Genomic DNA, 19,752 nt, shown 5'->3' with positions numbered 1-19,752 from the left:
CCCGGGTCCGGGCACCGCCGGCCCGGGCGGGACCGGGCGGCGCGGCGGGGCGGTGCCGCTGGTGGTGGTCAGCGGCCCGCCCGGCGTGGGCAAGACGGCGCTCGCCGTGCACGCGGCGCACCGGCTGCGCGAGCAGTACCCGGACGGTCAGCTCTGGGCCGGCCTGCACGAGCCGGACGGGCGGCCGGCCGAGCCGGGCGTGCTGCTGGGGCAGCTGCTGGCCGACCTCGGGGTGGCCGCCGCGGCGCTGCCGGCCGAACCGGAGCGGCGCGCGGCGCTCTTCCGCTCGGTCAGCTCGGGGCGCCGGTTGCTGCTGGTGCTGGACGACGCGCGGGAGGCGGCCCAGGTCGCCGCGGTGCTGCCGGGGGCGGCGAGCTGCGCGGTGCTGGTCACCGCCCGGGGGCGGCTGGCCGGGCTGCCGGGGGCGCGGGCGGTTCCGCTGGACTGCCTGGGGGCCGTCGAGGCGCGGCGGCTGTGGCGCCGGCTGGTGGCGGTGCCCGGACGGGTGGCGGGCGGCGGCACCCCGGGCGGTGCGGCGGGAGGGGAGGAGGCCGAGGCGGCGGTGCTGGCGGTCTGCGCCGGGCTGCCGTTGGCGCTGCGGGCGGCGGCGGCCCGGGTGCAGGCCCGGCCCGGTGCGGGGGTCGACGGGCTGGCGGGGCGGTTGGCGGACCGGGCGCGCCGGCTGGGCGAGTTGAGCCCGGGCGGGCAGGGGGTGGCGGCGGCGTTGGGCTCGGCGGCGGGGCGGCTCGGTGGGTCGGCCGAAGGGTGGGCGGCGCTCGAGCTGCTGCGGCGGCTGCGGGCGCCGGGGGCGGCGGGGGACGCGGGCGCGGTGGAGCTGCTCGCCGGGGCGGGGCCAGGGGAGGGGCCAGGGGCGGGGCCGGGGGAGGGGCGGGACCAGGGGCGGGTCGAGGCGCTGCTGGAACTGCTCGCCGAGTACGGTCTGCTGTTGGCGACCGCGGACGGCGGCTACCGGATGCACCCGCTGACCGCAGCGTGGGCGGTGGATGGACCGCGGATGGAATCCGGATGGCGCGCAGGCGGCCCGGAACCCCGGCAGACCCCCGCTGATCGGCGCTGATGCCGAAGCGGTCGACCGTTCGCAGGGTGCTCGCCGGGTCCTGCGCCGACCTGTCCGACCAGGGCGCGCGAACGCTCTTGACCGCCTATTTGGTCTAGTCCACTCTGAGGTCCGGTCCCGCGGGACCGCACTCCCTGCCGCCTGTGTTCCGCGTCCGGGCGCGGCCGTGACCGACCCCCACAGGTCGCGGGCCGACCGCGCCGTCCCGCCGATCCGAGGAGCCACCCGTGCAACGTGCGACCAGACAGATCCAGTCCAGACCCGGGCCCCGCCGTCCGTCCGGCACCCGAACCACGCTGGCCGCGGTGGCGGCCCTGGCGCTCACCGTCAGCGGCGCGGTGCTGCTCGCCGGCGAGGGCAGCGCCCACGCCGACCCGCCCGACCTGCTGCAGAACCCCGGCTTCGAGACCGGCACGCTCGCGGGCTGGAGCTGCTCGGCGAACTCCGGCACGGTGGTCACCAGCCCCGTCCACAGCGGGCACTACGCGCTGCAGGCGACCCCGGTCGGCAGCGACGACGCGCAGTGCACCCAGCAGGTCGCGGTGCTGCCCGACTCGACCTACACGCTGAGCGGTTGGGTCCAGGGCAGCTACGTCTACCTGGGCGACAGCGGCACCGGGAGCACCGACACCTCCACCTGGAGCACCGACGCCGCGTGGAACCAGCTGACCACCAGCTTCACCACCGGCCCGTCGACCTCCAGCGTCACGGTCTACCTGCACGGCTGGTACGGCACCGGCGCCTACCAGGCGGACGACCTGCTGCTCACCGGCCCGGTGCCCTACCCCACCTCGACCGTCACCACCACCTCGACCCCGCCGGTGACCTCCAGCCCGACCGGCACCCCGCCGGTGACCTCGAGCCCCACCTCGACGCCGCCGGTCACCGCCACCCCGACCGGCACGCCGACGGGCACCCCGACCGGTCCGAGCGGCGGCGGCCACCTGCTCACCGGCTACTGGCAGGACTTCGACAACGGGGCGACCGACCAGAAGCTCTCCGACGTGAACCCGGCCTACGACATCATCGCGGTGGCCTTCGCCGATGCCGACCCGAACAGCCCCGGCGGCATCACCTTCGCGCTCGACCCGACCCTGGCGAGCAAGCTCGGCGGCTACACCGACGCCCAGTTCAAGGCCGACATCGCCGCCAAGCACGCGGCCGGCAAGAAGGTGGTCCTCTCGGTCGGCGGCCAGAACGGCACCATCTCGGTGGGCGACGCCACCTCGGCGACCGACTTCGCGAACAGCGCCTACGCGTTGATCCAGCAGTACGGCTTCGACGGGGTCGACATCGACCTGGAGAACGGCGTCAACTCCACCTACCTGGCGCAGGCGCTGAACTCCCTGGCGGCGAAGGTGGGCAGCGGCTTCGTGCTGACCATGGCACCGCAGACCATCGACATGCAGTCCACCGGGACCGAGTACTTCAAGCTGGCGCTGGCCACCAAGTCCGTCCTGACCGTGGTCAACACCCAGTACTACAACTCCGGCTCGATGAACGGCTGCGACGGCAACGTCTACTCCGAGGGCAGCGTCGACTTCCTGACCGCGCTCGCCTGCACCCAGCTGCAGGGCGGCCTGGCGCCGAGCCAGGTCGGGCTCGGGGTGCCCGCCTCGACCAGTGCGGCGGGCAGCGGCTACGTCTCCCCGCAGACCGTGGACGACGCGCTGGACTGCCTGGCCGACGGCACCAACTGCGGCTCGTTCAAGCCGCCGACCAGCTGGCCCGGCGTCGGTGCGATGACGTGGTCCACCAACTGGGATGCCAGCAACGGCAATTCCATCGCGACGACGGTCGGTGGCCACCTCCACGGCATGCCCTGACCGACCGTCGGCAGATCAGTACGGCACCCTCCTCTCACCCCCACAGCAGAGAGCAGAGAACCGCATGCGCAAGAGAAGTCGATCGGCCGCGGCGGTGACCGGCGCGGCCGCCATCCTGCTGGGCGGTGCGCTGTCCATGCTGGGCATGGCGCACGCCGAGGCCAGCCAGGGCCACCAGCCGACGGCCACCCCACTGGCCGCCGCCGGGAACGTCACCGCCGGCACCACCACGGGCAGCAACACCACCGGCGCGCCCGCCACCTCGGGCGGGATCACGGTCGCCTACTACGACCAGTGGTCGGTCTACCAGAACGCGTTCTACCTGCAGAACGTGGCCGCCAACGGCGAGGCCGGCAAGCTCACCTACCTGATCTACGACTTCGAGAACATCGACCCCACCAACCTGACCTGCTTCGAGGCCGACTCGGCCGCCTCGCAGGACGAGAGCAACCCGGACGCGGGTGACGGGGCCGGCGACTCGTACGCCGACTACGGCAAGACCTTCGCGAACGGCAACAGCGTGGACGGCAGCACCGACACCTGGAACCAGCCGTTGGCGGGCAACTTCCACCAGCTGCAGGAGCTGAAGGCGAAGTACCCCAACCTCAAGGTGCTGCTGAGCATCGGCGGCTGGACCTACTCCAAGTACTTCTCCGACGCGGCGGCCACCCCCGCCTCGCGGCAGAAGCTGGTCTCCTCCTGCATCGACATGTTCATCAAGGGCAACGTGCCCTCGCGCAACGGCTACGGCGGGCCGGGCACCGCCGCGGGCATCTTCGACGGCTTCGACATCGACTGGGAGTACCCGGGCGGCGGCGGCCACGTCGGCAACCACGCCAGTGCGGCGGACAAGGCCGACTACACCGCCCTGCTCGGCGAGTTCCGCTCCGAGTTGAACGCCCAGGGCGCGGCCGACGGCAGGAGCTACGCGCTCTCGGCGGCGCTGCCGTCCGGCCAGGACAAGATCCAGAACGTCCAGACCGACCAGATCGCCCAGTACCTGACCTTCGGCGACCCGATGACCTACGACATGCACGGCGGCTGGGAGGCCACCGGACCGGCGAACCACCAGTCGCCGATCTACGACAACCCGGCCGACCCGTCCAGCGCGATCGCCCCGGGGACCAGCAAGTACTCGATCGACGAGGCGATCAAGGCCTACACGGTGGGCGATCCGCAGTACGGGATACCAGGCGGTTTCCCTGCGAACAAGCTCACCATCGGGGTGCCGTTCTACTACCGCGGCTGGACCGGGGTGCCGGCGGGCAACGACCACGGGCTCTTCCAGACCGCCACCGGTCCGGCGACCGGTGCGGCGGATTCGGGCAACGTCGCGGGGATCCGGATGTACAAGGAGCTGTCGGGGGTGGTCGACAATCCCTCGGAGACCTACTGGGATCCGGTCGCGCAGGCCGCGTACTTCTACGACGGCACCAACTTCTGGTCCGGTGAGGACGCCCAGTCGATCCAGGCGAAGGCCGATTACCTGCACTGCAACGGCCTGGGCGGAACGATGATGTTCTCGCTCTACGACCTGGACCCGGCGGCCACCCTCTTCGACGACGTGGTCGGGGACACGGCGGGATCCGCGAGCAACTGCCCGGCCCCGCCGAGCCCGAGCCCGACGCCCACGCCGACCCCGACGCCGACACCCACACCCACGCCGACACCCACGCCGACCCCGACGCCGACGCCCACCCCGACTCCCACGCCGACGCCCACCCCCACGGGTCCGTCCGGCGGGATCGTGGTCAACGGCGGCTTCGAGTCCGGCTCGTTGGCCCCCTGGACCTGCACCGGCAACCTGGGATCGGTGGTGAAGAGCCCGGTGCACTCCGGTTCGTACGCGCTCGCGGGCGCGGCGAGCAGCAGTGACGACGCCCAGTGCTCGCAGACCGTCACGGTCCAGCCGAACACCACCTACACCCTCTCCGGCTGGGTGCAGGGCAACTACACCTACCTCGGGGTGACCGGCTCCGGCGCGGACACCTCGACCTGGACCAGCGGTCCGGGTTGGTCCCAGCTCTCCACCAAGTTCACCACCGGCCCCTCGGTCACCTCGGTGACCATCTGGGTGCACGGCTGGTACGGCCAGGGGACCTACTACGCGGACGACATCAACGTGAGCTGAAGGTCCGTTAATCGAAAGTGAACCATAACGAGGCGGTGTCACCCATAAGCGGTGGCACCGCCTCCGGTACTATGGGCCAACAAAACTCGGTACATCCCGCGGCGCGACGGGGTTTGTGGGGCGCAAGTGTCGGGAAATCGACAAAGCGCTGAAGCAATCTCGCCCGCTTCGGCCCAGCCCGGCAAAATCGTCCGAGCCGGTGTACGCGAGTCTTCGGGTGATGCAACGATGGACCACATGGGGGACGGGGCACGGCAGTTGACGAGCCGTGAGTGGGAGTCGGCATGAGGCGGAGCGAGAACAGTCAGCAGCATCCCGACACCACGACCGCGCCCGTCCCTGCGCAGCGCGGCAGCCGTCGGCCCGCCGGCGCCCGGTCCTACGGCCCCGAGAGCCTGGAGCCCGTGCCCCGCCCTCAGCTGAGCGGCCGTTACCCCGCGCCCGCCGGCCCGGACGGGGCCGTCGTCGACGGTGCGGCGGACGGGGACGCGGACCGCTTCGACACCGCCTCCTTCGAGACCGAGCTGGCCGCCCGCGAGTCCGCCGCCCTGGAGTCCCGGCACCGGGCCTCCGCCGACGCCGGTGACATCAACGCCGCCAACCAGCTCGGCGCCCTGCTGCTGCGCCGCGGCGACCTGGAGGACGCCGAACCGTATCTGCGCAAGGCCGCCGCCGCCGGCCTGCGGGCCGCCGCCAACAACCTGGGCGTGCTGCTGCACCAGCGCGGCCACCGCTCCGAGGCCGGCACCTGGTGGCGCCAGGCCGCGGTGGCCGGCAGCGCCCCGGCCGCGCACGCGCTCGGCCTGCACCTGCGCGACCACGGCGACGAGGAGTCCGCCGAGTACTGGCTGCACTTCGCCGCCGAGCAGGGGCACCCGCTGGGGGCGTACGCGCTGGGCGACCTGATGGAGCACCGGCGCGACGTGCGCGCCGAGCGCTGGTTCAAGGCGGCCGCCGACGCGGGCCACCGGGAGGCCGCCTACCGGCTGGCCCGGATGCGCGAGGCGGCCGGCGACAAGGAGAGCGCGGAGACCTGGTACCGCACCGCCGCCGTGCGCAGCCACGCGCGGGCGGCGCTGCGGCTGGGCGTGCTGGTCGAGGAGCGCGGCGCGCGGGAGGAGGCGGCCCGCTGGTACCGGCAGTCGGCGCAGAACGGCGAGCCGCGGGCGGCCTGCGCGCTGGGCTTCCTGCTGCGCGACTCCGGTGACCTGCCGTCCGCCGCCGAGTGGTGGCAGGAGGCGGCCGAGGCCGGCGACGGCAACGCGGCCAACGCGCTGGGGGCGCTGCACGCCGCCCGCGGCGAGGACGGCGCGGCCGAGCGCTGGTACCGCGCCGCGCTGGACGCCGGCGACCACAACGGCGCCTTCAACCTCGGGCTGCTCTGCTCCGGCACCGGCCGCGAGACGCAGGCCGAGCAGTGGTTCCGCCGGGCCGCCTACGCCGGTCACCGGGAGGCCTGCAACGCGCTGGCCGTGATCCTGCTGCAGCGCGGCGACGAGGCCGGCGCCGAGCCGTGGTTCTCCAAGGCCGCCGAGGCCGGCAGCGTGGACGGTGCCTTCAACCTCGGCATCCTGCACGCCAACCGGGGCGAGCAGCGGCAGGCCCAGGAGTGGTACGCGCGGGCCGCCGCCGAGGGCCACGGCGAGGCGGCACTGCAGCTGGCGGTGGTCAAGGAGCAGCGCGGAGACCTGACCGCGGCGATGGAGCGGTACCGCCAGGCGGCCACCGGCGGTTCCGCCGAGGGGGCCTTCCGGCTGGCCTCACTGCTGGACCGGCGGGGCGACGTGGCGGAGGAGGCCGAGCACTGGTACGCCGTCGCGGCCGACCAGGGCCACGCCCGGGCCCAGGTCCGGATGGGGGTGCGGGCTGCCGAGCGCGGGGCGCTGGAGATCGCCGAGAGCTGGTACCGGCGGGCGGCCGAGATCGGCAGCCGCAGTGCCGCCTTCAACCTCGGCCTGCTGCTGGCCCGGCAGGAGCGCGAGGCGGAGGCGATGCTCTGGTACACCCGGGCCGCCGATGCCGGTCACGGGCGGGCGGCGCTGCGGCTGGCCCTGCTGGCGCTGCGCCGCGGGGAGCCGGTCCAGGCGGAGACCTGGTGCCGGCGGGCCACCGACTACGGCCCGCCCGAGGTGGCCGAGCGCGCCGCCCGGCTGCTGGACGCGATGCACCCGGAGCTGAGCGCCTGAGCCGAGCGCGGCAGCCGGGCGCCCGAGCCGGGAGGTCGGGTCAGCGGCAGTCGGGGCAGAGGCCGCGGTAGGTGATCTCGGCGGCGGAGACGGCGAAGCCGAAGCGCTCGGCGGCCGGCAGTGCGGCCAGCGGGTCGCCCTCGGGGTGGACGTCCCGGATGGTGCCGCAGGCGGAGCAGACCAGGTGCTGGTGGGACCGGTGCGCGTTGGGGTCGTACCGCTTGGCCCGCCCGTCGGTGCTGACCTCCAGCACCTCGCCGAGCAGGACCAGCTCGCCCAGGGTGTTGTAGACCGTCGCCCGGCTGATCTCCGGCAGCCGCTCGACCGCCCGCGCGTGCACCTCGTCGGCGGTCAGGTGGACGTGGTCCCCGTCGAGGACCTCGGCCACGACGCGCCGCTGCGCGGTCAGTCGCCAGCCCCGTTCGCGCAGCCGTGCCAAGAGATCGTTCATGACCGAAACGATAAGGCACGACTCCGGACTTGGGCTTGGTATTGATTTGGATAAAGTCCAAGTTAGGATCGAGTCACACGAACGGACGATGCGAAGAGGTACCCCCATGACTGCGCCCGACGGAGAGCTGCGCCCGACCCTGACCACCGAGGCCGGTGCGCCGGTGGCCGACAACCAGAACACCGAGACCGCCGGCAGCGGCGGCCCCGCGCTGCTCCAGGACCAGCAGCTCTTCGAGAAGCTCGCGCACTTCAACCGCGAGCGGATCCCGGAGCGCGTGGTGCACGCCCGCGGCGCCGGGGCCTATGGCACCTTCACGGTGACCGCCGACGTCACCCGGTACACCCGGGCGAGGTTCCTCTCCGCGGTCGGCAAGCGGACCGAGACCTTCCTGCGGTTCTCCACCGTGGCCGGCAACCTCGGCTCCGCCGACGCGGTGCGCGACCCGCGCGGCTTCGCGGTGAAGTTCTACACCGAGGAGGGCAACTACGACCTCGTCGGCAACAACACCCCGGTCTTCTTCATCAAGGACGCCATCAAGTTCCCGGACTTCATCCACACCCAGAAGCGCGACCCGTACACCGGCTCGACCGAGCCCGACAACGTGTGGGACTTCTGGGGCCTGTCGCCCGAGGCCACCCACCAGGTGACCTGGCTCTTCGGCGACCGCGGCATCCCGGCGAGCTACCGCCACCTGAACGGCTACGGCTCGCACACCTACCAGTGGGTCAACGAGGCCGGCGAGCAGTTCTGGGTCAAGTACCACTTCAAGACCGACCAGGGGATCCTGAACCTGACGCCCGCCGAGGCCGCCGAGCTCGCCGGCGAGGACCCGGACAGCCACCAGCGCGACCTGCGTGAGGCGATCGAGCGCGGCGAGTTCCCGTCCTGGACCGTCCAGGTGCAGGTCATGCCGGCGGCCGACGCCGCGGGCTACCGGTTCAACCCGTTCGACCTGACCAAGGTCTGGCCGCACGCGGACTACCCGCCGATCGAGATCGGCCGGTTGGAGCTGAACCGCAACCCCGACAACGTCTTCGCCGAGGTCGAGCAGTCGGTCTTCTCCCCGGCCCACTTCGTGCCCGGCATCGGCCCCTCGCCGGACAAGATGCTGCAGGGCCGGCTGTTCGCCTACGCGGACGCCCACCGCTACCGGGTCGGCATCAACGCCGACCAGCTGCCGGTGAACCGCCCGCACGCCACCGAGGCGCGCACCAACCACCGCGACGGCCGGCTCTACGACGGCCGGCACGGGCGGGTGAAGAACTACGAGCCGAACAGCTCCGGCGGCCCGGTGCAGAGCGGCCGGCCGCTCTGGGCGGCCACCGCGGTCGCCGGCGCGACCGGGACCCACCCGGCGCCCGCGCACCCGGAGGACGACGACTTCGTCCAGGCGGGCGACCTCTACCGGCTCCTCGCCGAGGACGAGAAGCAGCGCCTGATCGAGAACCTGGCTGCCGCCATCGCCGGGGTCTCGGCCGACCGCGAGGACATCGTCGAGCGGGCGGTCGAGAACTTCCGGCGGGCCGACGCCGACTACGGCCACCGGCTGGCGACGGCGGTCCGCGAGCTGCGCGAGCAGCGCTGACGCCCGGACGACGGGTCGGCCCGGGCGCTGTGCCGGCTTCGGACGGCGGGCCGGGTCAGGCGGTGGGCCGGCTCAGACGCTGAGCCGGCGCAGCGCCTCCTCGTGCAGCAGGCCGTTGGAGGCCACCGCGTCCGCGCCGTTGGGGCCGTCGATGCCGTCCAGACCGGTGAACCGCCCGCCCGCCTCCTGCACCACGATGCAGGGCGCGGCCATGTCCCACAGGTTCAGCTCCGGTTCGGCGGCGATGTCCACCGCGCCCTCGGCGAGCATCATGTAGGACCAGAAGTCGCCGTAGGCCCGGGTCCGCCAGCAGGCCCGGGTCAGGTCGAGGAAGGGGTCGAGCCGGCCGCGGTCCTCCCAGCCGGTGAGCGAGGAGTAGGAGAGCGAGGCGTCCTCGATCCGGGAGACGCCGGACACCTGGATCCGGCCGGCCTGGGCCAGGCTGCGCCCGGCGAACGCGCCCAGCCCCTTCGCCGCCCACCAGCGGCGGTGCAGCGCCGGCGCCGAGACGATCCCCACCACGGGGTGCTGCTCGCCGTCCGGGCCGTCCTCCAGCAGCGCGATCAGGGTGGCCCAGACCGGCACGCCGCGGATGTAGTTCTTGGTGCCGTCGATCGGGTCGATCACCCAGCGCCGCGGCCCGGAGCCGACCAGGCCGAACTCCTCGCCCAGCACCGCGTCCCGCGGCCGGGCCCGCTGCAGCACCCCGCGCACCGCCTCCTCGGCCGCCTTGTCGGCGTCGCTGACCGGGGTCAGGTCGGGCTTGGTCTCGATCTTCAGGTCCAACGCCCGGAAACGCTCCAGGGTGACCGAGTCGGCCGAGTCGGCGAGGACGTGGGCAAGGCGGAGATCATCGTGGTAGTCGGCCATGGTCGAACAGTAGACGAGCCGTCCGGTGAACCGACACTTCGGCTCGCGTGGTGGTCGGTCAGGAGTCGGCTGCGGAGCGGTAAGCGGGGAAACCGCTGCTGTCGAGGCTGAAGTGGAACGGCTCGGGCAGCGGGATGGTGCGGCCGAAGTCGAAGCTGACGGCGTCGGTGTAGCGGCCGTTCTCGACGAAGCAGTGCAGGGTGCACTTCTTCTGGAACGGGTCGACGATCAGGTAGAACGGGATGCCGAAGCGGGCGTAGAGCTGGACCTTGTCGACCAGGTCGATGCCCTTGGTGCTTCGGGAGAGGACTTCGGTCACCAGGGTCAGGTGTTCCGCCGGGTAGCGCCCCTCAAGGTCCAGCGGTGCGTCGACGGGCAGCGCGAAGAAGTCCGGTTGGGGTTCGTCGCTGAAGTCGGGATGGCAGATGGTCTGGCCGGCGGCCACGTGCCAGCTCGGCTGCTGCAAGAACTGGTGCAGCAGCTCGCTCTGAATCATCCAGCGCAGTGGTTTCCCTGGGGGCGACACGATGACGGCCCCGTTGATGAGCTCCGACTGGAAGCCCTCGGGAAGTTCCAGGCGATCGAGGATGCGCCGTGCGCGTTCGTCGGGCATGGCCGCTCCGACCTCCTGAGCGTTGGTCACCCCATGCTGGCACAGCCCGCCGACAGGCGGGCCTCAGTGGCCGGAGCCGCTGAGTTGGAGGCCGATGACGCCGGCGATGACCAGGGTGATGGAGACCAGTTTGAGGGTGGAGGTGGTCTCGTTCAGCCAGATCATGCCGTAGATCGCGGTGCCGGCGGCGCCGATGCCGGTCCAGACGGCGTAGGCGCTGCCGACCGGGAGGTGTTTGAGGGAGAGGGTCAGCAGGCCGAAGCTGCTCAGTGCGAAGAGGGCGAAGGCGAGGGTGGGGACCAGCCTGGTGAAACCGTGGCTCAGCTTGAGGTTGATCGCGAAGCCGGTTTCCAGCAGGCCGGCGAGCACCACCATGAACCAGGCCATCGGTGCACCTCCGGGGCGATCGGCCGACGCTTCCTATGATCACCAGAGAGCGGCCGGCCGACACCTCCAGCCGGGTCAGTCGCCCTCGTGGGCCTCCTTGGTGGAGAGCAGCCGGCGCAGCGAGTAGAGCCGGGCGGCGTCGGCGTGGCCGTCGGAGACCCAGCTGTCCAGGGCGCAGTCGGGCTCGTCGTGGCTGCAGGCGCGCGGGCAGTCCACGGTGCCCGGCTCCAGGTCGGGGAAGGCGTGGATCACCCGGGACGGGTCGATGTGGGAGAGGCCGAAGGAGCGGAAGCCCGGGGTGTCGATCACCCAGCCCGGGTCCAGCGCCTGCCGGGAGCCCGGCTTGGCACCCGGCGGCGGGGGCAGCCGCAGCGCGAGGGCCGAGACGGTGGTGTGCCGGCCGCGCCCGGTGACCGCGTTGACGTCTCCGGTGGTCCGCTGCCGCTCCGGCACCAGGGCGTTGACCAGGGTGGTCTTGCCGACCCCGGAGTGGCCGATGAAGACGGTGGCGAGCCCGCGCAGCCGCTCCCGGACCGCCTCGGCGCCGGTGGTGGCGAGCTCCTCGCGCTGGGTCACCACGTAGTCGATGCCGAGCGGCGCGTAGGACTCCAGCAGCGGCTCGGCGGGGGCCAGGTCGGACTTGGTGAGCACCAGCAGCGGGGTCATGCCCGCGTCGTAGGCGGCCACCAGGCAGCGGTCGATCAGCCGCGGGCGCGGCTCGGGGTTGGCCAGCGCCGTGACGATGGCCAGCTGGTCGGCGTTGGCGACGACGATCCGCTCGAACGGATCGTCGTCGTCCGCGGTGCGCCGCAGCACCGAGGTGCGCTCCTCGACCCGGACGATCCGGGCCAGCGTGTCGACCTCGCCGGAGAGGTCACCGACCAGATTGACGGTGTCGCCCACCACCACGCCCTTGCGGCCCAGCTCGCGGGCCTTCATCGCGACGACCATGCGTTCCCGCTTGGTGCCGGCCTCGACCAGGCAGGTCAGCCGGCCGCGGTCGATGGTGAGGACCATCCCCTCCGCGGCGTCCTCGTGCTTGGGGCGGATCCTGGTCCGCGGCCGGGAACCCCGGCGACCCGGGCGGTTGCGGATGTCGTCCTCGTCGGCGTCCTTGCCGTAGCGGCGCATGGTGCTGGTACTCCGCTCAGCTCGCGGCCGCCGCCGGATCGAGCAGCGCGGCCCACATCGCCGGGAAGTCCGGCAGGGTCTTGGCGGTGGTGGCGATGTTCTCGACCTGGACACCGGGGACGGTCAGGCCCAGCACGGCGGCGGCGGTGGCCAGCCGGTGGTCCTCGTAGGTGTGGAAGACGCCGGCGTGCAGCGGGCGCGGGCGGATCACCAGACCGTCGGCGGTCTCGCTGACGTCGCCGCCGAGCTCGTTGATCTCCTTGGCCAGCGCGGCCAGCCGGTCGGTCTCGTGCAGCCGCAGGTGGGCGATGCCGGACAGCCGGGACTCGGAGTTGCCCAGCGCGGCGACCGCGGCGATCACCGGGGTGAGCTCGCCCACCTCGTGCAGGTCGACCTCGATGCCGTGCACCACGCCGGTGCCGGTGAACTCCAGGCCCTCCTCGGTGAACCGGCAGCTGCCGCCCATCCGGGTGTAGATGTCGCGCAGCTGGTCGCCGGCCTGGGTGGTGTGCTTGGGCCAGTCGCGCACGGTGACCCGGCCACCGGTGACCAGGGCGGCGGCGAAGAACGGCGCGGCGTTGGACAGGTCCGGCTCGATCACCAGGTCGCGGCCGAGCAGCGCGCCCGGGGTGACCCGCCAGACGTCCGGCTCGCCGCCGTCCTCCGGGGCGTCGACCTGCACGCCGGCCTGGCGCAGCATCTCGACGGTCATCCGGATGTGCGGCAGCGAGGGGACCGGACCGCCGATGTTGCGGATCTCCACGCCCTGGTTGTAGCCGGCGCCGGAGAGCAGCAGCGCGCTGACGAACTGCGAGGAGGCCGAGGCGTCGAGCTCGACGATGCCGCCCTCCAGTGCGCCGGTGCCGTGCACGGTGAGCGGGAAGCCGCCGCGGCCGCCGTCCTCGATCCGGGCGCCGAGGGCGCGCAGCGAGTCGATCACGCCGTGCTGCGGGCGCTCGTGCGAGCGCGGGTCGCCGTCGAAGTGGACCGGGCCGTCGGCCAGCGCGGCCAGCGGCGGGAGGAAGCGCATGACCGTTCCTGCGTTGCCCACGTCGATGGTGGCCGGGCCGGCCAGCCGCTGGGCCGGGATGATCCGCCAGGCCTCGCCGCCGCCGGTGCCGCCGCAGTCGTTGTTCACCCGCTCCTCGATGCCGACGCCGAGCGCCCGCAGGCCGTCGGCCATCAGCTGGGAGTCCCGGCTGCGCAGCGGCCGCCGCACCCAGCCCGGCTCGGCCGCCAGCGCGGCCAGCACCAGCGCGCGGTTGGTGACGGACTTCGAACCGGGGACGGTCACGGTCGCGTCGATGGCGGTGTTGGCTACGGGAGCGGGCCACAAGGTCTCGGTCATGCGGCCAGTCTAGGGGTCCGGCGCGTTCCGGCTCAGTGATCGTTCCGGCCTGTGGACAACCGGACGGACCAGGCGGCAAGGGGTTGCGCGGGCTCCCGGACGTGTGCTCGGGGGCAGTGCGCCGAGCGGGCCCGCAGCGGCGTCGAGCGAGCGGTGGCGTCAGGCGAGCACCGGTGTCACGCGAGCAGCGGGGTCAGGCGAGCAGCTGGCTGCCGCCGGCCAGCAGGCAGGAGAGCGCCACCACCAGGAAGAGCGTCACCCAGAGCAGCGGGCTCACCCCGGTGAGCCGGGCCAGCTGGTCCGCGTCCGAGTCGCGGGCCCCGCCCAGGCGCCGCTTGCGCTGCAGCTCGATCACCGGGCGCACCCCGGCCAGCAGCAGGAACCAGACGCCGAGGTAGGCGAAGGTGGCCTGGAGCTGGGCGCTGCCGTACCAGGAGATGCCGAAGAAGGCGCCGCCGGTGAGCACCACGGAGAGCAGGCCGAAGGCGTTGCGGATCATCACCAGCATGCCGGCGAGCAGCACGATGGCGATCCACAGCAGCGCGGTGATCCGGCCGGCCGCCAGCAGCGCGGCGCCGCCGAGGCCGAGCAGCGAGGGGGCCAGGTAGCCGGCCGCGGCGGTGAGGATCATGCCGGGGCCGGTCGGGCGACCGGAGGAGACGGTCAGGCCCGAGGTGTCCGAGTGCAGCCGGATGCTGTCCAGCCGGCGGCCGGTGAGCAGGGCCACCAGGCCGTGCCCGCCCTCGTGCGCGATGGTCACCACGTTCCGGCTGACCCGCCAGACGGGGTGCGGCAGTATCGCCAGCAGGGCGGCCGCCGCGCAGCCGAGCACCAACCAGTGCGGCGGGTCGGGCTGGGTGCCCAGGACCCGTTGCCAGACGTCGTCGATGCTGTGGTTCATGATCGTCCTTGCCGTGCCCGGGGGTTGGGGAGGGGAGCAGCCTCCCATGCCAGGACTGCGCGCCGGTAGCCGCCGGTTCCCGGCCGGCGACCGGGGGAGGGTTCGACGCCGCCCCGCGCCGTGGCAGGCTGACGGTATGTGTGGTCGATTCGCGGCGAGCACCAAGCCGGAGGACATCGTCGAGCTCTTCGAGGTCAGCCAGTGGGACCCGGGCGAGGAGGTGGCGCCGAGCTGGAACGTGGCGCCGACCTCCCCGGTGCTGGCGGTGCTGGAACGGCTGCCCAAGGGCGGCGGGACGCCGCTGCGGCAGCTGCGGCGGCTGCGCTGGGGGCTGGTGCCGGCCTGGTCCGACTCGCCGGAGACCGGGGTCAAGATGATCAACGCCCGGGCCGACACGGTGCACGAGAAGCCCGCCTACCGGCAGGCCTTCGCCGCCCGCCGCTGCCTGCTCCCGGTCGACGGCTACTACGAGTGGCAGACCATCGAGAGCCCGAGCGGCGGCAAGGCGCGCAAGGTGCCGTTCTTCGTCAGCCGGGTGGACGGTGCGCCGCTGGCGCTGGCCGGGCTGTACGAGTTCTGGCGGGACCGGGCCTTCCCGGCCGACCACCCGCAGGGCTGGCTGGTCACCTGCGCCATCGTGACCACGGAGGCCGAACCGCTGCTGGCGCCGATCCACGAGCGGATGCCGCTCTTCCTGGAGCCCGACGGCTTCGACGCCTGGCTGGATCCCACCCTGGACGACCCCGCCCGGGCCTGCGCGCTGCTGGTCGCCCCCGGACCGGGTCGGCTGCGCGCCACCCCGGTGGGCTCGGCGGTGGGCAACATCCGCAACAACCACCCCGGCCTGCGCGAGCCGGTCACCCCGGAGATGGAAGGGGCCCTGTTCTGATGGCGAGCGAGCAGCAGGACCACGAGCAGCAGGACCAGGAGAGCGTGGCGACCCCCGCCGGGCCGGCGCGGATCAGCTGGCACCGGGCGGCCGGCCGGCCGCGGGCCGTGCTCGGCCTCGGGCACGGCGCCGGCGGCGGGATCGAGGCGGCGGACCTGGCGGCGCTGGCCGCCGCGCTGCCCGGCCAGGGGGTCACGGTGGCGCTGGTCGAGCAGCCCTGGCGGGTGGCCGGCCGGAAGGTGGCGCCGGCCCCGAAGACGCTGGACACGGGCTGGCTGCCGGTGGCCGAGCGGCTGGCCGCCGAGGGCGTGCCGCTGCTGGTCGGCGGGCGCAGCGCGGGAGCCCGGGTGGCCTGCCGCACCGGTGCGGCGGTCGGCGCGGCCGCGGTGCTGGCGCTGTCCTTCCCGCTGCACCCGCCCGGCCGGCCGGAGCGCTCCCGGGCCGAGGAGCTGCTCGGCGCCGGGCTGCCGACGCTGGTGGTGCAGGGCGAGCGGGACGCCTTCGGCACCCCCGCGGAGTTCCCGGCGGGGACCCGGCTGGTGCCGGTCCCGTACGCCGACCACGGCTTCAAGCTGCCGAAGTCGGCCCCGCTGAGCAGGGCGGCGGCGCTGGACCTGGTGACCGCCGCGGTGGCCGACTGGCTGGCCGGGCTGCCGCTGGACCGAGCCGGCGGGGGCGGGTCACCCGGGTGGCGGACCTGACGGATCTGTGCAGCGGCGGGAATGCCCGGGCGGCGGTCCGGGTTAACCCTTCCGTCAGCAGTGCCCCAATGGTTTCCGGTGGAAAGGCAGCGCCCATGGGTTCGATCGCGTGCCGTGAGCGGCCTGAGGAGCAGAGCGCTTCGAGTGCTTTCCTCCCGTGGTCCGAGTGGCTGGTCGCGGGCGAGAAGCCCGTGAGCCCGATATCCTCCCTTCCGGGCCGACCTGCCGTGGGTCGGGCCCGATTCAGCGAGGAGGTGGGTCCGGTCGTCGCGACCGAGGACGAGCCGAACGTGGGTCCGGGCGGGTTCGACGCACGGGCCGGGTCCGACCACGCGACCGATCCGCTCGCTGCCGGGTCGGCCGGCGAGGTGCCGGGCGACGAGCTCGCGACCGATGCGGACGCGGGTGACGAGCCCGCGGCCGACGAGATCGGCGAGGACACTTTCCGGGCTTCCGCCGAGGAGACCGAGGAGGCCCGCCGGGCGCGCTTCGAGCGGGACGCGCTGGGTTACCTGGACCCGATGTACTCGGCCGCGCTGCGGATGACCCGCAACCCGGCCGACGCCGAGGACCTGCTGCAGGAGGCGTTCGCCAAGGCCTACGCCTCCTTCCACCAGTTCCGGGAGGGGACCAACCTCAAGGCCTGGCTGTACCGCATCCTGACGAACACCTTCATCAACTCGTACCGGAAGAAGCAGCGGGAGCCGCAGCGCACCGCCGCCGAGGAGATCGAGGACTGGCAGCTGGCCCGGGCCGAGTCGCACATGTCGACCGGTCTGCGCTCGGCCGAGACCCAGGCCCTCGAGCACCTGCCGGACAGTGACGTGAAGGACGCCCTGCAGGCGATCCCCGAGGAGTTCCGCATCGCGGTCTACCTCGCCGACGTCGAGGGTTTTGCATACAAGGAGATCGCCGACATCATGGGCACCCCCATCGGTACGGTGATGTCCCGGCTGCACCGAGGCCGCCGCCAACTGCGGGGCATGCTGGAGGACTACGCCCGCGAGCGCGGGCTGGTCCCCGCCGGCAGCGGGGCTGGGCGCGAGGCGAAAGGCACGGGCTCATGAGCTGCGGAGGTCCGCACGCCACGGACTGCGGCGAGGTGCTTGATCACCTCTACGAGTTCCTTGACAACGAGATGGCCGAGGGCGACTGCGCCAAACTGCGCGAGCACTTCGAGGAATGCTCGCCGTGCCTGGAGAAGTACGGGCTGGAGCAGGCGATCAAGGCGCTGATCAAGCGGTCCTGCGGGTGCGATGACGCCCCGTCGGACCTGCGCAGCAAGGTGCTGGCCAGGATCGACAGCATCCGGGCCGGGCAGCGCAGCGCCGAACCGCCGGTCGGGGCCGACCCGGCCGCGGCGACGTGCGGCGAGCCCGGGGTGCTGACGGCCTCCCAGGCGGTCACGCCGGCCGAGTGAGCACGGGCACCCGTCGACGGCCGTTCGGCCGATCGGCGGAAGCCAGGGCCGGTGGGCCCGGGAACACTCCCGGGCCCACCGGCTTTTCCGTGCCGGGCCCGCCGGTCTGCGGCCCTCGGCCCGCCGACGCGCGGCCCTCGGCCCGCCGGTGAGGCGGCGCCCGGCGCCGACGTGATGGACCGTCAGTGCGCTTGCCTCACTCGATCGGGTGAGTGTCTGCCCTGCTGCGGCGGGTATCGCGCACTGGCGGGTTCCACCGCCCCGGCCGAGGCCTATCCTCCTCAGACGAGCCTGTCGGCAAGCTGGGGAGGCAGAGATCGCTGTCGATCGCGGGGGCCGCGCGCTCCCGGAACAGACACCGGCGCGGCTCCCCGCGGCGGCCTTCGTCTACGTCCTGCTGGTGCTCGGCGCCGCCGCCCTCGCGCTGCTGCCGCTGCTGCCCGGCGCCACCGCCCGGCTGGGGCTGCCCGGCTGGCTCGGTGGGCCGGTCGACTGGCCCCGGGTGGGCCTGCTGGCCTTCCTGCACGCCTGTTGGGAGTCGCTCGCCCAGGGCCTGCCCACCCCCTGCCTGCGGCTGGCCCGCCGGCTGCGGCTGCGGTTGCTCCGGCTGCTCGGCCGCGGCGTGGCGCCCCGGGCCGGCCTGGGCCCGGAGGCGGTGCGGCCGAGCGCCAACACCTTCCTGCCGGTGCTCTTCGCCGGCGTGCTGATGCTGCCGCCGGCCGCGGCCGCCCTGGTCGCCCTGCCGGCCGCGCTGACCGGCGCGGCCGCGACGCCCCGGCTGCTGCGCCGGGCCTGGAACGCCGCCCAGTTCGCGCTCGCCGCCTGGCCGGCGGCCGCGCTCTTCCACCTGCTCGGCGGGCCGCGGCTGCTGCTCGGCAGCCGCTACCCGGCCGCGCTGCTCCCGGCGCTGGCCGGGGTGCTGGTCTTCTGCCTGGTCAACGGGGTGCTGGTGGCCGGCATCCGGCTGCTCGCCGAGCACTGCCGGCCGGCCGAGCTGGGCCGCGGCGCGCTCACCGTGCTCGGCCCGCCGGCTTTCGTGCACGCGCTCGGCGGGCTGATGATGGCGGTGCTCTGGCAGGGCCCGTACGGGGCGTTCGCCGCCGTGCTGGCGCTGCTGCCGCTCTCCGTCTCGGCCTGGGTCTTCGCCCAGGGCCACCGGGAGCGGGCCGCGCACCGGGCCACCGTGGAGGCGCTGGTGCAGGCGGTGGAGATCAAGGACGCCTACACCCGCGGACACAGCGAACGGGTCGGCCGGGCCTCGGTGCTGATCGCCGGTCAGCTGGGGATGGTCGGCGAGCGGCTGCGCACCCTGCACTTCGCCGGGACGCTGCACGACGTGGGCAAGCTCGGGGTGGCGACCGAGCTGCTGCGCCGGAACGGGCCGCTGACCGAGGCCGAGCGCCGGGCGGTGGAGGTGCACCCCGAGTACGGGCACGAGCTGGTGCGCGGGATCGAGTTCCTCGGCGAGGCGCACGCCGGGATCCTGCACCACCACGAGCGGATGGACGGCCGCGGCTACCCGCACGGCCTGGCCGGCGAGCAGATCCCGGAGTTCGCCCGGATCATCGCGGTCGCCGACGCCTTCGACTCGATGACCTCCACCCGCTCCTACCGGCGCGGGCGGCCGGTCCCGGAGGCGGTCGCCGAACTGCGCCGGTGCGCCGGCAGCCAGTTCGACCCGGTGATGGTGGAGGCGCTGGTCGGCGCGGTGGAGCGGTGCGGCTGGCAGCCGGTGCTGCCGCCGGCGCCGGACACCGACGCGGCGGTGCCGGACATCCCGCTCGGGGTGCCGGAACCCGGGCCCCGGGTGGCCGCACGGTGAGCGCCGCCGCGCCGCGGGTCCGGCCGGACGAACCGTGGTCGGCGGTCACCGGGGCCTCGCTGGTCCGGGCCGCCGCACTGCTGCTGCTGGCCGGCGGGATCACCGCGGTGCTGGCCCACGGGCTGGCCGAGCCGCCGGTCGCGCTCGCCTTCGGCACGCTGATCGCGATCGGCGAGGCGGTCCGGGTGGCCGGGACCGGCGCCGGGCGCGGGCAGGCCCCGCTCGGCGCGGCGGCGGGGCTGGCCTACGCCCTGCTCGGGCCGCTGCGCGGGCTGCCCACCGAGCACGGGGTGCTCCAGGTGGTGGCGGTGGCGGGCAGCGGGCTGGCGCTCGGCGCGCTGGCCCGGGCGTTGGTGCGGGCGGGCGTGCGGGCGCGGCGGGCCGACCGGGAGCGGAGCCGAGATCGGAAG

At 73.8% G+C, this 19,752-nt stretch carries 17 protein-coding genes and 1 pseudogene; 11 read left to right on the top strand and 7 right to left on the bottom strand.

The annotated features are described in order from the left end of the window. From ACQRUO_RS31990 to ACQRUO_RS31975, 4 genes are all read left to right on the top strand, one after another. A partial coding sequence (locus tag ACQRUO_RS31990) for an NB-ARC domain-containing protein (protein WP_428319620.1) occupies nucleotides 1-1,078 on the top strand: 1,078 nt, incomplete at its 5' end. Nucleotides 1,079-1,305: 227 nt separating this feature from the next. Further along, entirely contained in the window at nucleotides 1,306-2,904 is a 1,599-nt protein-coding gene (locus tag ACQRUO_RS31985; RefSeq protein ID WP_428319619.1) for a chitinase, read from the top strand. Nucleotides 2,905-2,968: 64 nt separating this feature from the next. Then, nucleotides 2,969-5,035, top strand: coding sequence for a glycosyl hydrolase family 18 protein (locus tag ACQRUO_RS31980; RefSeq protein WP_428319618.1), 2,067 nt, complete (start codon nucleotides 2,969-2,971; stop codon nucleotides 5,033-5,035). 404 nt (nucleotides 5,036-5,439) lie between these two features. Next, nucleotides 5,440-7,221, top strand: a complete 1,782-nt coding sequence (locus tag ACQRUO_RS31975) for a tetratricopeptide repeat protein (protein WP_428319617.1) — start codon at nucleotides 5,440-5,442, stop codon at nucleotides 7,219-7,221. Between the two features lie 40 nt (nucleotides 7,222-7,261). Here ACQRUO_RS31975 and ACQRUO_RS31970 read toward each other — a convergent pair whose 3' ends face one another. Then, nucleotides 7,262-7,672, bottom strand: a complete 411-nt coding sequence (locus ACQRUO_RS31970) for a Fur family transcriptional regulator (RefSeq protein WP_428319616.1) — start codon at nucleotides 7,670-7,672, stop codon at nucleotides 7,262-7,264. 106 nt (nucleotides 7,673-7,778) lie between these two features. Here ACQRUO_RS31970 and ACQRUO_RS31965 point away from each other — a divergent pair, with 106 nt between their 5' ends. Then, nucleotides 7,779-9,260 (top strand): catalase, encoded by a 1,482-nt coding sequence (locus ACQRUO_RS31965; protein WP_428319615.1) that lies wholly within the window; start codon nucleotides 7,779-7,781, stop codon nucleotides 9,258-9,260. A 72-nt stretch (nucleotides 9,261-9,332) separates the two neighbouring features. Here the strand turns inward: ACQRUO_RS31965 and hisN are convergent, their stop codons facing one another. The 6 genes from hisN to ACQRUO_RS31935 form a co-directional block, all read right to left on the bottom strand. Then, complete coding sequence (gene hisN, locus ACQRUO_RS31960) at nucleotides 9,333-10,130, bottom strand: histidinol-phosphatase (protein WP_428319614.1); 798 nt, start codon at nucleotides 10,128-10,130, stop codon at nucleotides 9,333-9,335. A gap of 58 nt (nucleotides 10,131-10,188) precedes the next feature. Further along, on the bottom strand, nucleotides 10,189-10,743 hold the full coding sequence (locus tag ACQRUO_RS31955) for a Uma2 family endonuclease (RefSeq protein ID WP_428319613.1): 555 nt from the start codon (nucleotides 10,741-10,743) through the stop codon (nucleotides 10,189-10,191). 63 nt (nucleotides 10,744-10,806) lie between these two features. After that, nucleotides 10,807-11,130 carry a DMT family transporter gene (locus ACQRUO_RS31950; protein WP_428319612.1) on the bottom strand — a complete coding sequence of 108 codons (324 nt, stop codon included), beginning with the start codon at nucleotides 11,128-11,130 and terminating at the stop codon, nucleotides 10,807-10,809. A 75-nt stretch (nucleotides 11,131-11,205) separates the two neighbouring features. Then, entirely contained in the window at nucleotides 11,206-12,261 is a 1,056-nt protein-coding gene (gene rsgA / locus ACQRUO_RS31945) for a ribosome small subunit-dependent GTPase A (RefSeq protein ID WP_428319611.1), read from the bottom strand. Between the two features lie 16 nt (nucleotides 12,262-12,277). Continuing rightward, entirely contained in the window at nucleotides 12,278-13,609 is a 1,332-nt protein-coding gene (gene aroA, locus ACQRUO_RS31940) for a 3-phosphoshikimate 1-carboxyvinyltransferase (RefSeq protein ID WP_428319610.1), read from the bottom strand. A 193-nt stretch (nucleotides 13,610-13,802) separates the two neighbouring features. Then, a complete protein-coding gene (locus ACQRUO_RS31935) occupies nucleotides 13,803-14,510 on the bottom strand; it encodes a M50 family metallopeptidase (RefSeq protein ID WP_428319609.1) in 708 nt (235 codons plus the stop codon). A gap of 136 nt (nucleotides 14,511-14,646) precedes the next feature. Between ACQRUO_RS31935 and ACQRUO_RS31930 the strand changes: the two genes are divergently transcribed. From ACQRUO_RS31930 to ACQRUO_RS31905, 6 genes and pseudogenes are all read left to right on the top strand, one after another. Continuing rightward, nucleotides 14,647-15,399, top strand: a complete 753-nt coding sequence (locus ACQRUO_RS31930; RefSeq protein WP_428319608.1) for an SOS response-associated peptidase — start codon at nucleotides 14,647-14,649, stop codon at nucleotides 15,397-15,399. Next, entirely contained in the window at nucleotides 15,399-16,100 is a 702-nt protein-coding gene (locus tag ACQRUO_RS31925; RefSeq protein WP_428319607.1) for an alpha/beta family hydrolase, read from the top strand. Before ACQRUO_RS31930 ends, ACQRUO_RS31925 begins: the two co-directional genes overlap by 1 nt. A 428-nt stretch (nucleotides 16,101-16,528) precedes the next feature. Then, entirely contained in the window at nucleotides 16,529-17,167 is a 639-nt protein-coding gene (locus ACQRUO_RS31920; protein WP_428319621.1) for a sigma-70 family RNA polymerase sigma factor, read from the top strand. Continuing rightward, nucleotides 17,164-17,520 carry a mycothiol system anti-sigma-R factor gene (gene rsrA, locus ACQRUO_RS31915; protein ID WP_428319606.1) on the top strand — a complete coding sequence of 119 codons (357 nt, stop codon included), beginning with the start codon at nucleotides 17,164-17,166 and terminating at the stop codon, nucleotides 17,518-17,520. Before ACQRUO_RS31920 ends, rsrA begins: the two co-directional genes overlap by 4 nt. 400 nt (nucleotides 17,521-17,920) lie before the next feature. After that, the gene (locus tag ACQRUO_RS31910) at nucleotides 17,921-19,342 is read left to right on the top strand and encodes an HD-GYP domain-containing protein (protein ID WP_428319605.1); all 1,422 of its coding nucleotides are present in this window, start codon (nucleotides 17,921-17,923) and stop codon (nucleotides 19,340-19,342) included. Beyond that, nucleotides 19,339-19,752, top strand: a pseudogene (locus ACQRUO_RS31905) (hypothetical protein); the annotation flags it as partial. The gene ACQRUO_RS31910 and the pseudogene ACQRUO_RS31905, both read left to right, overlap by 4 nt.

The organism is Kitasatospora sp. LaBMicrA B282 (genome assembly GCF_050325825.1).
Classification (GTDB): Bacteria; Actinomycetota; Actinomycetes; order Streptomycetales; family Streptomycetaceae; genus Kitasatospora.
This window is presented reverse-complemented; position numbering and strand designations above follow the sequence as displayed.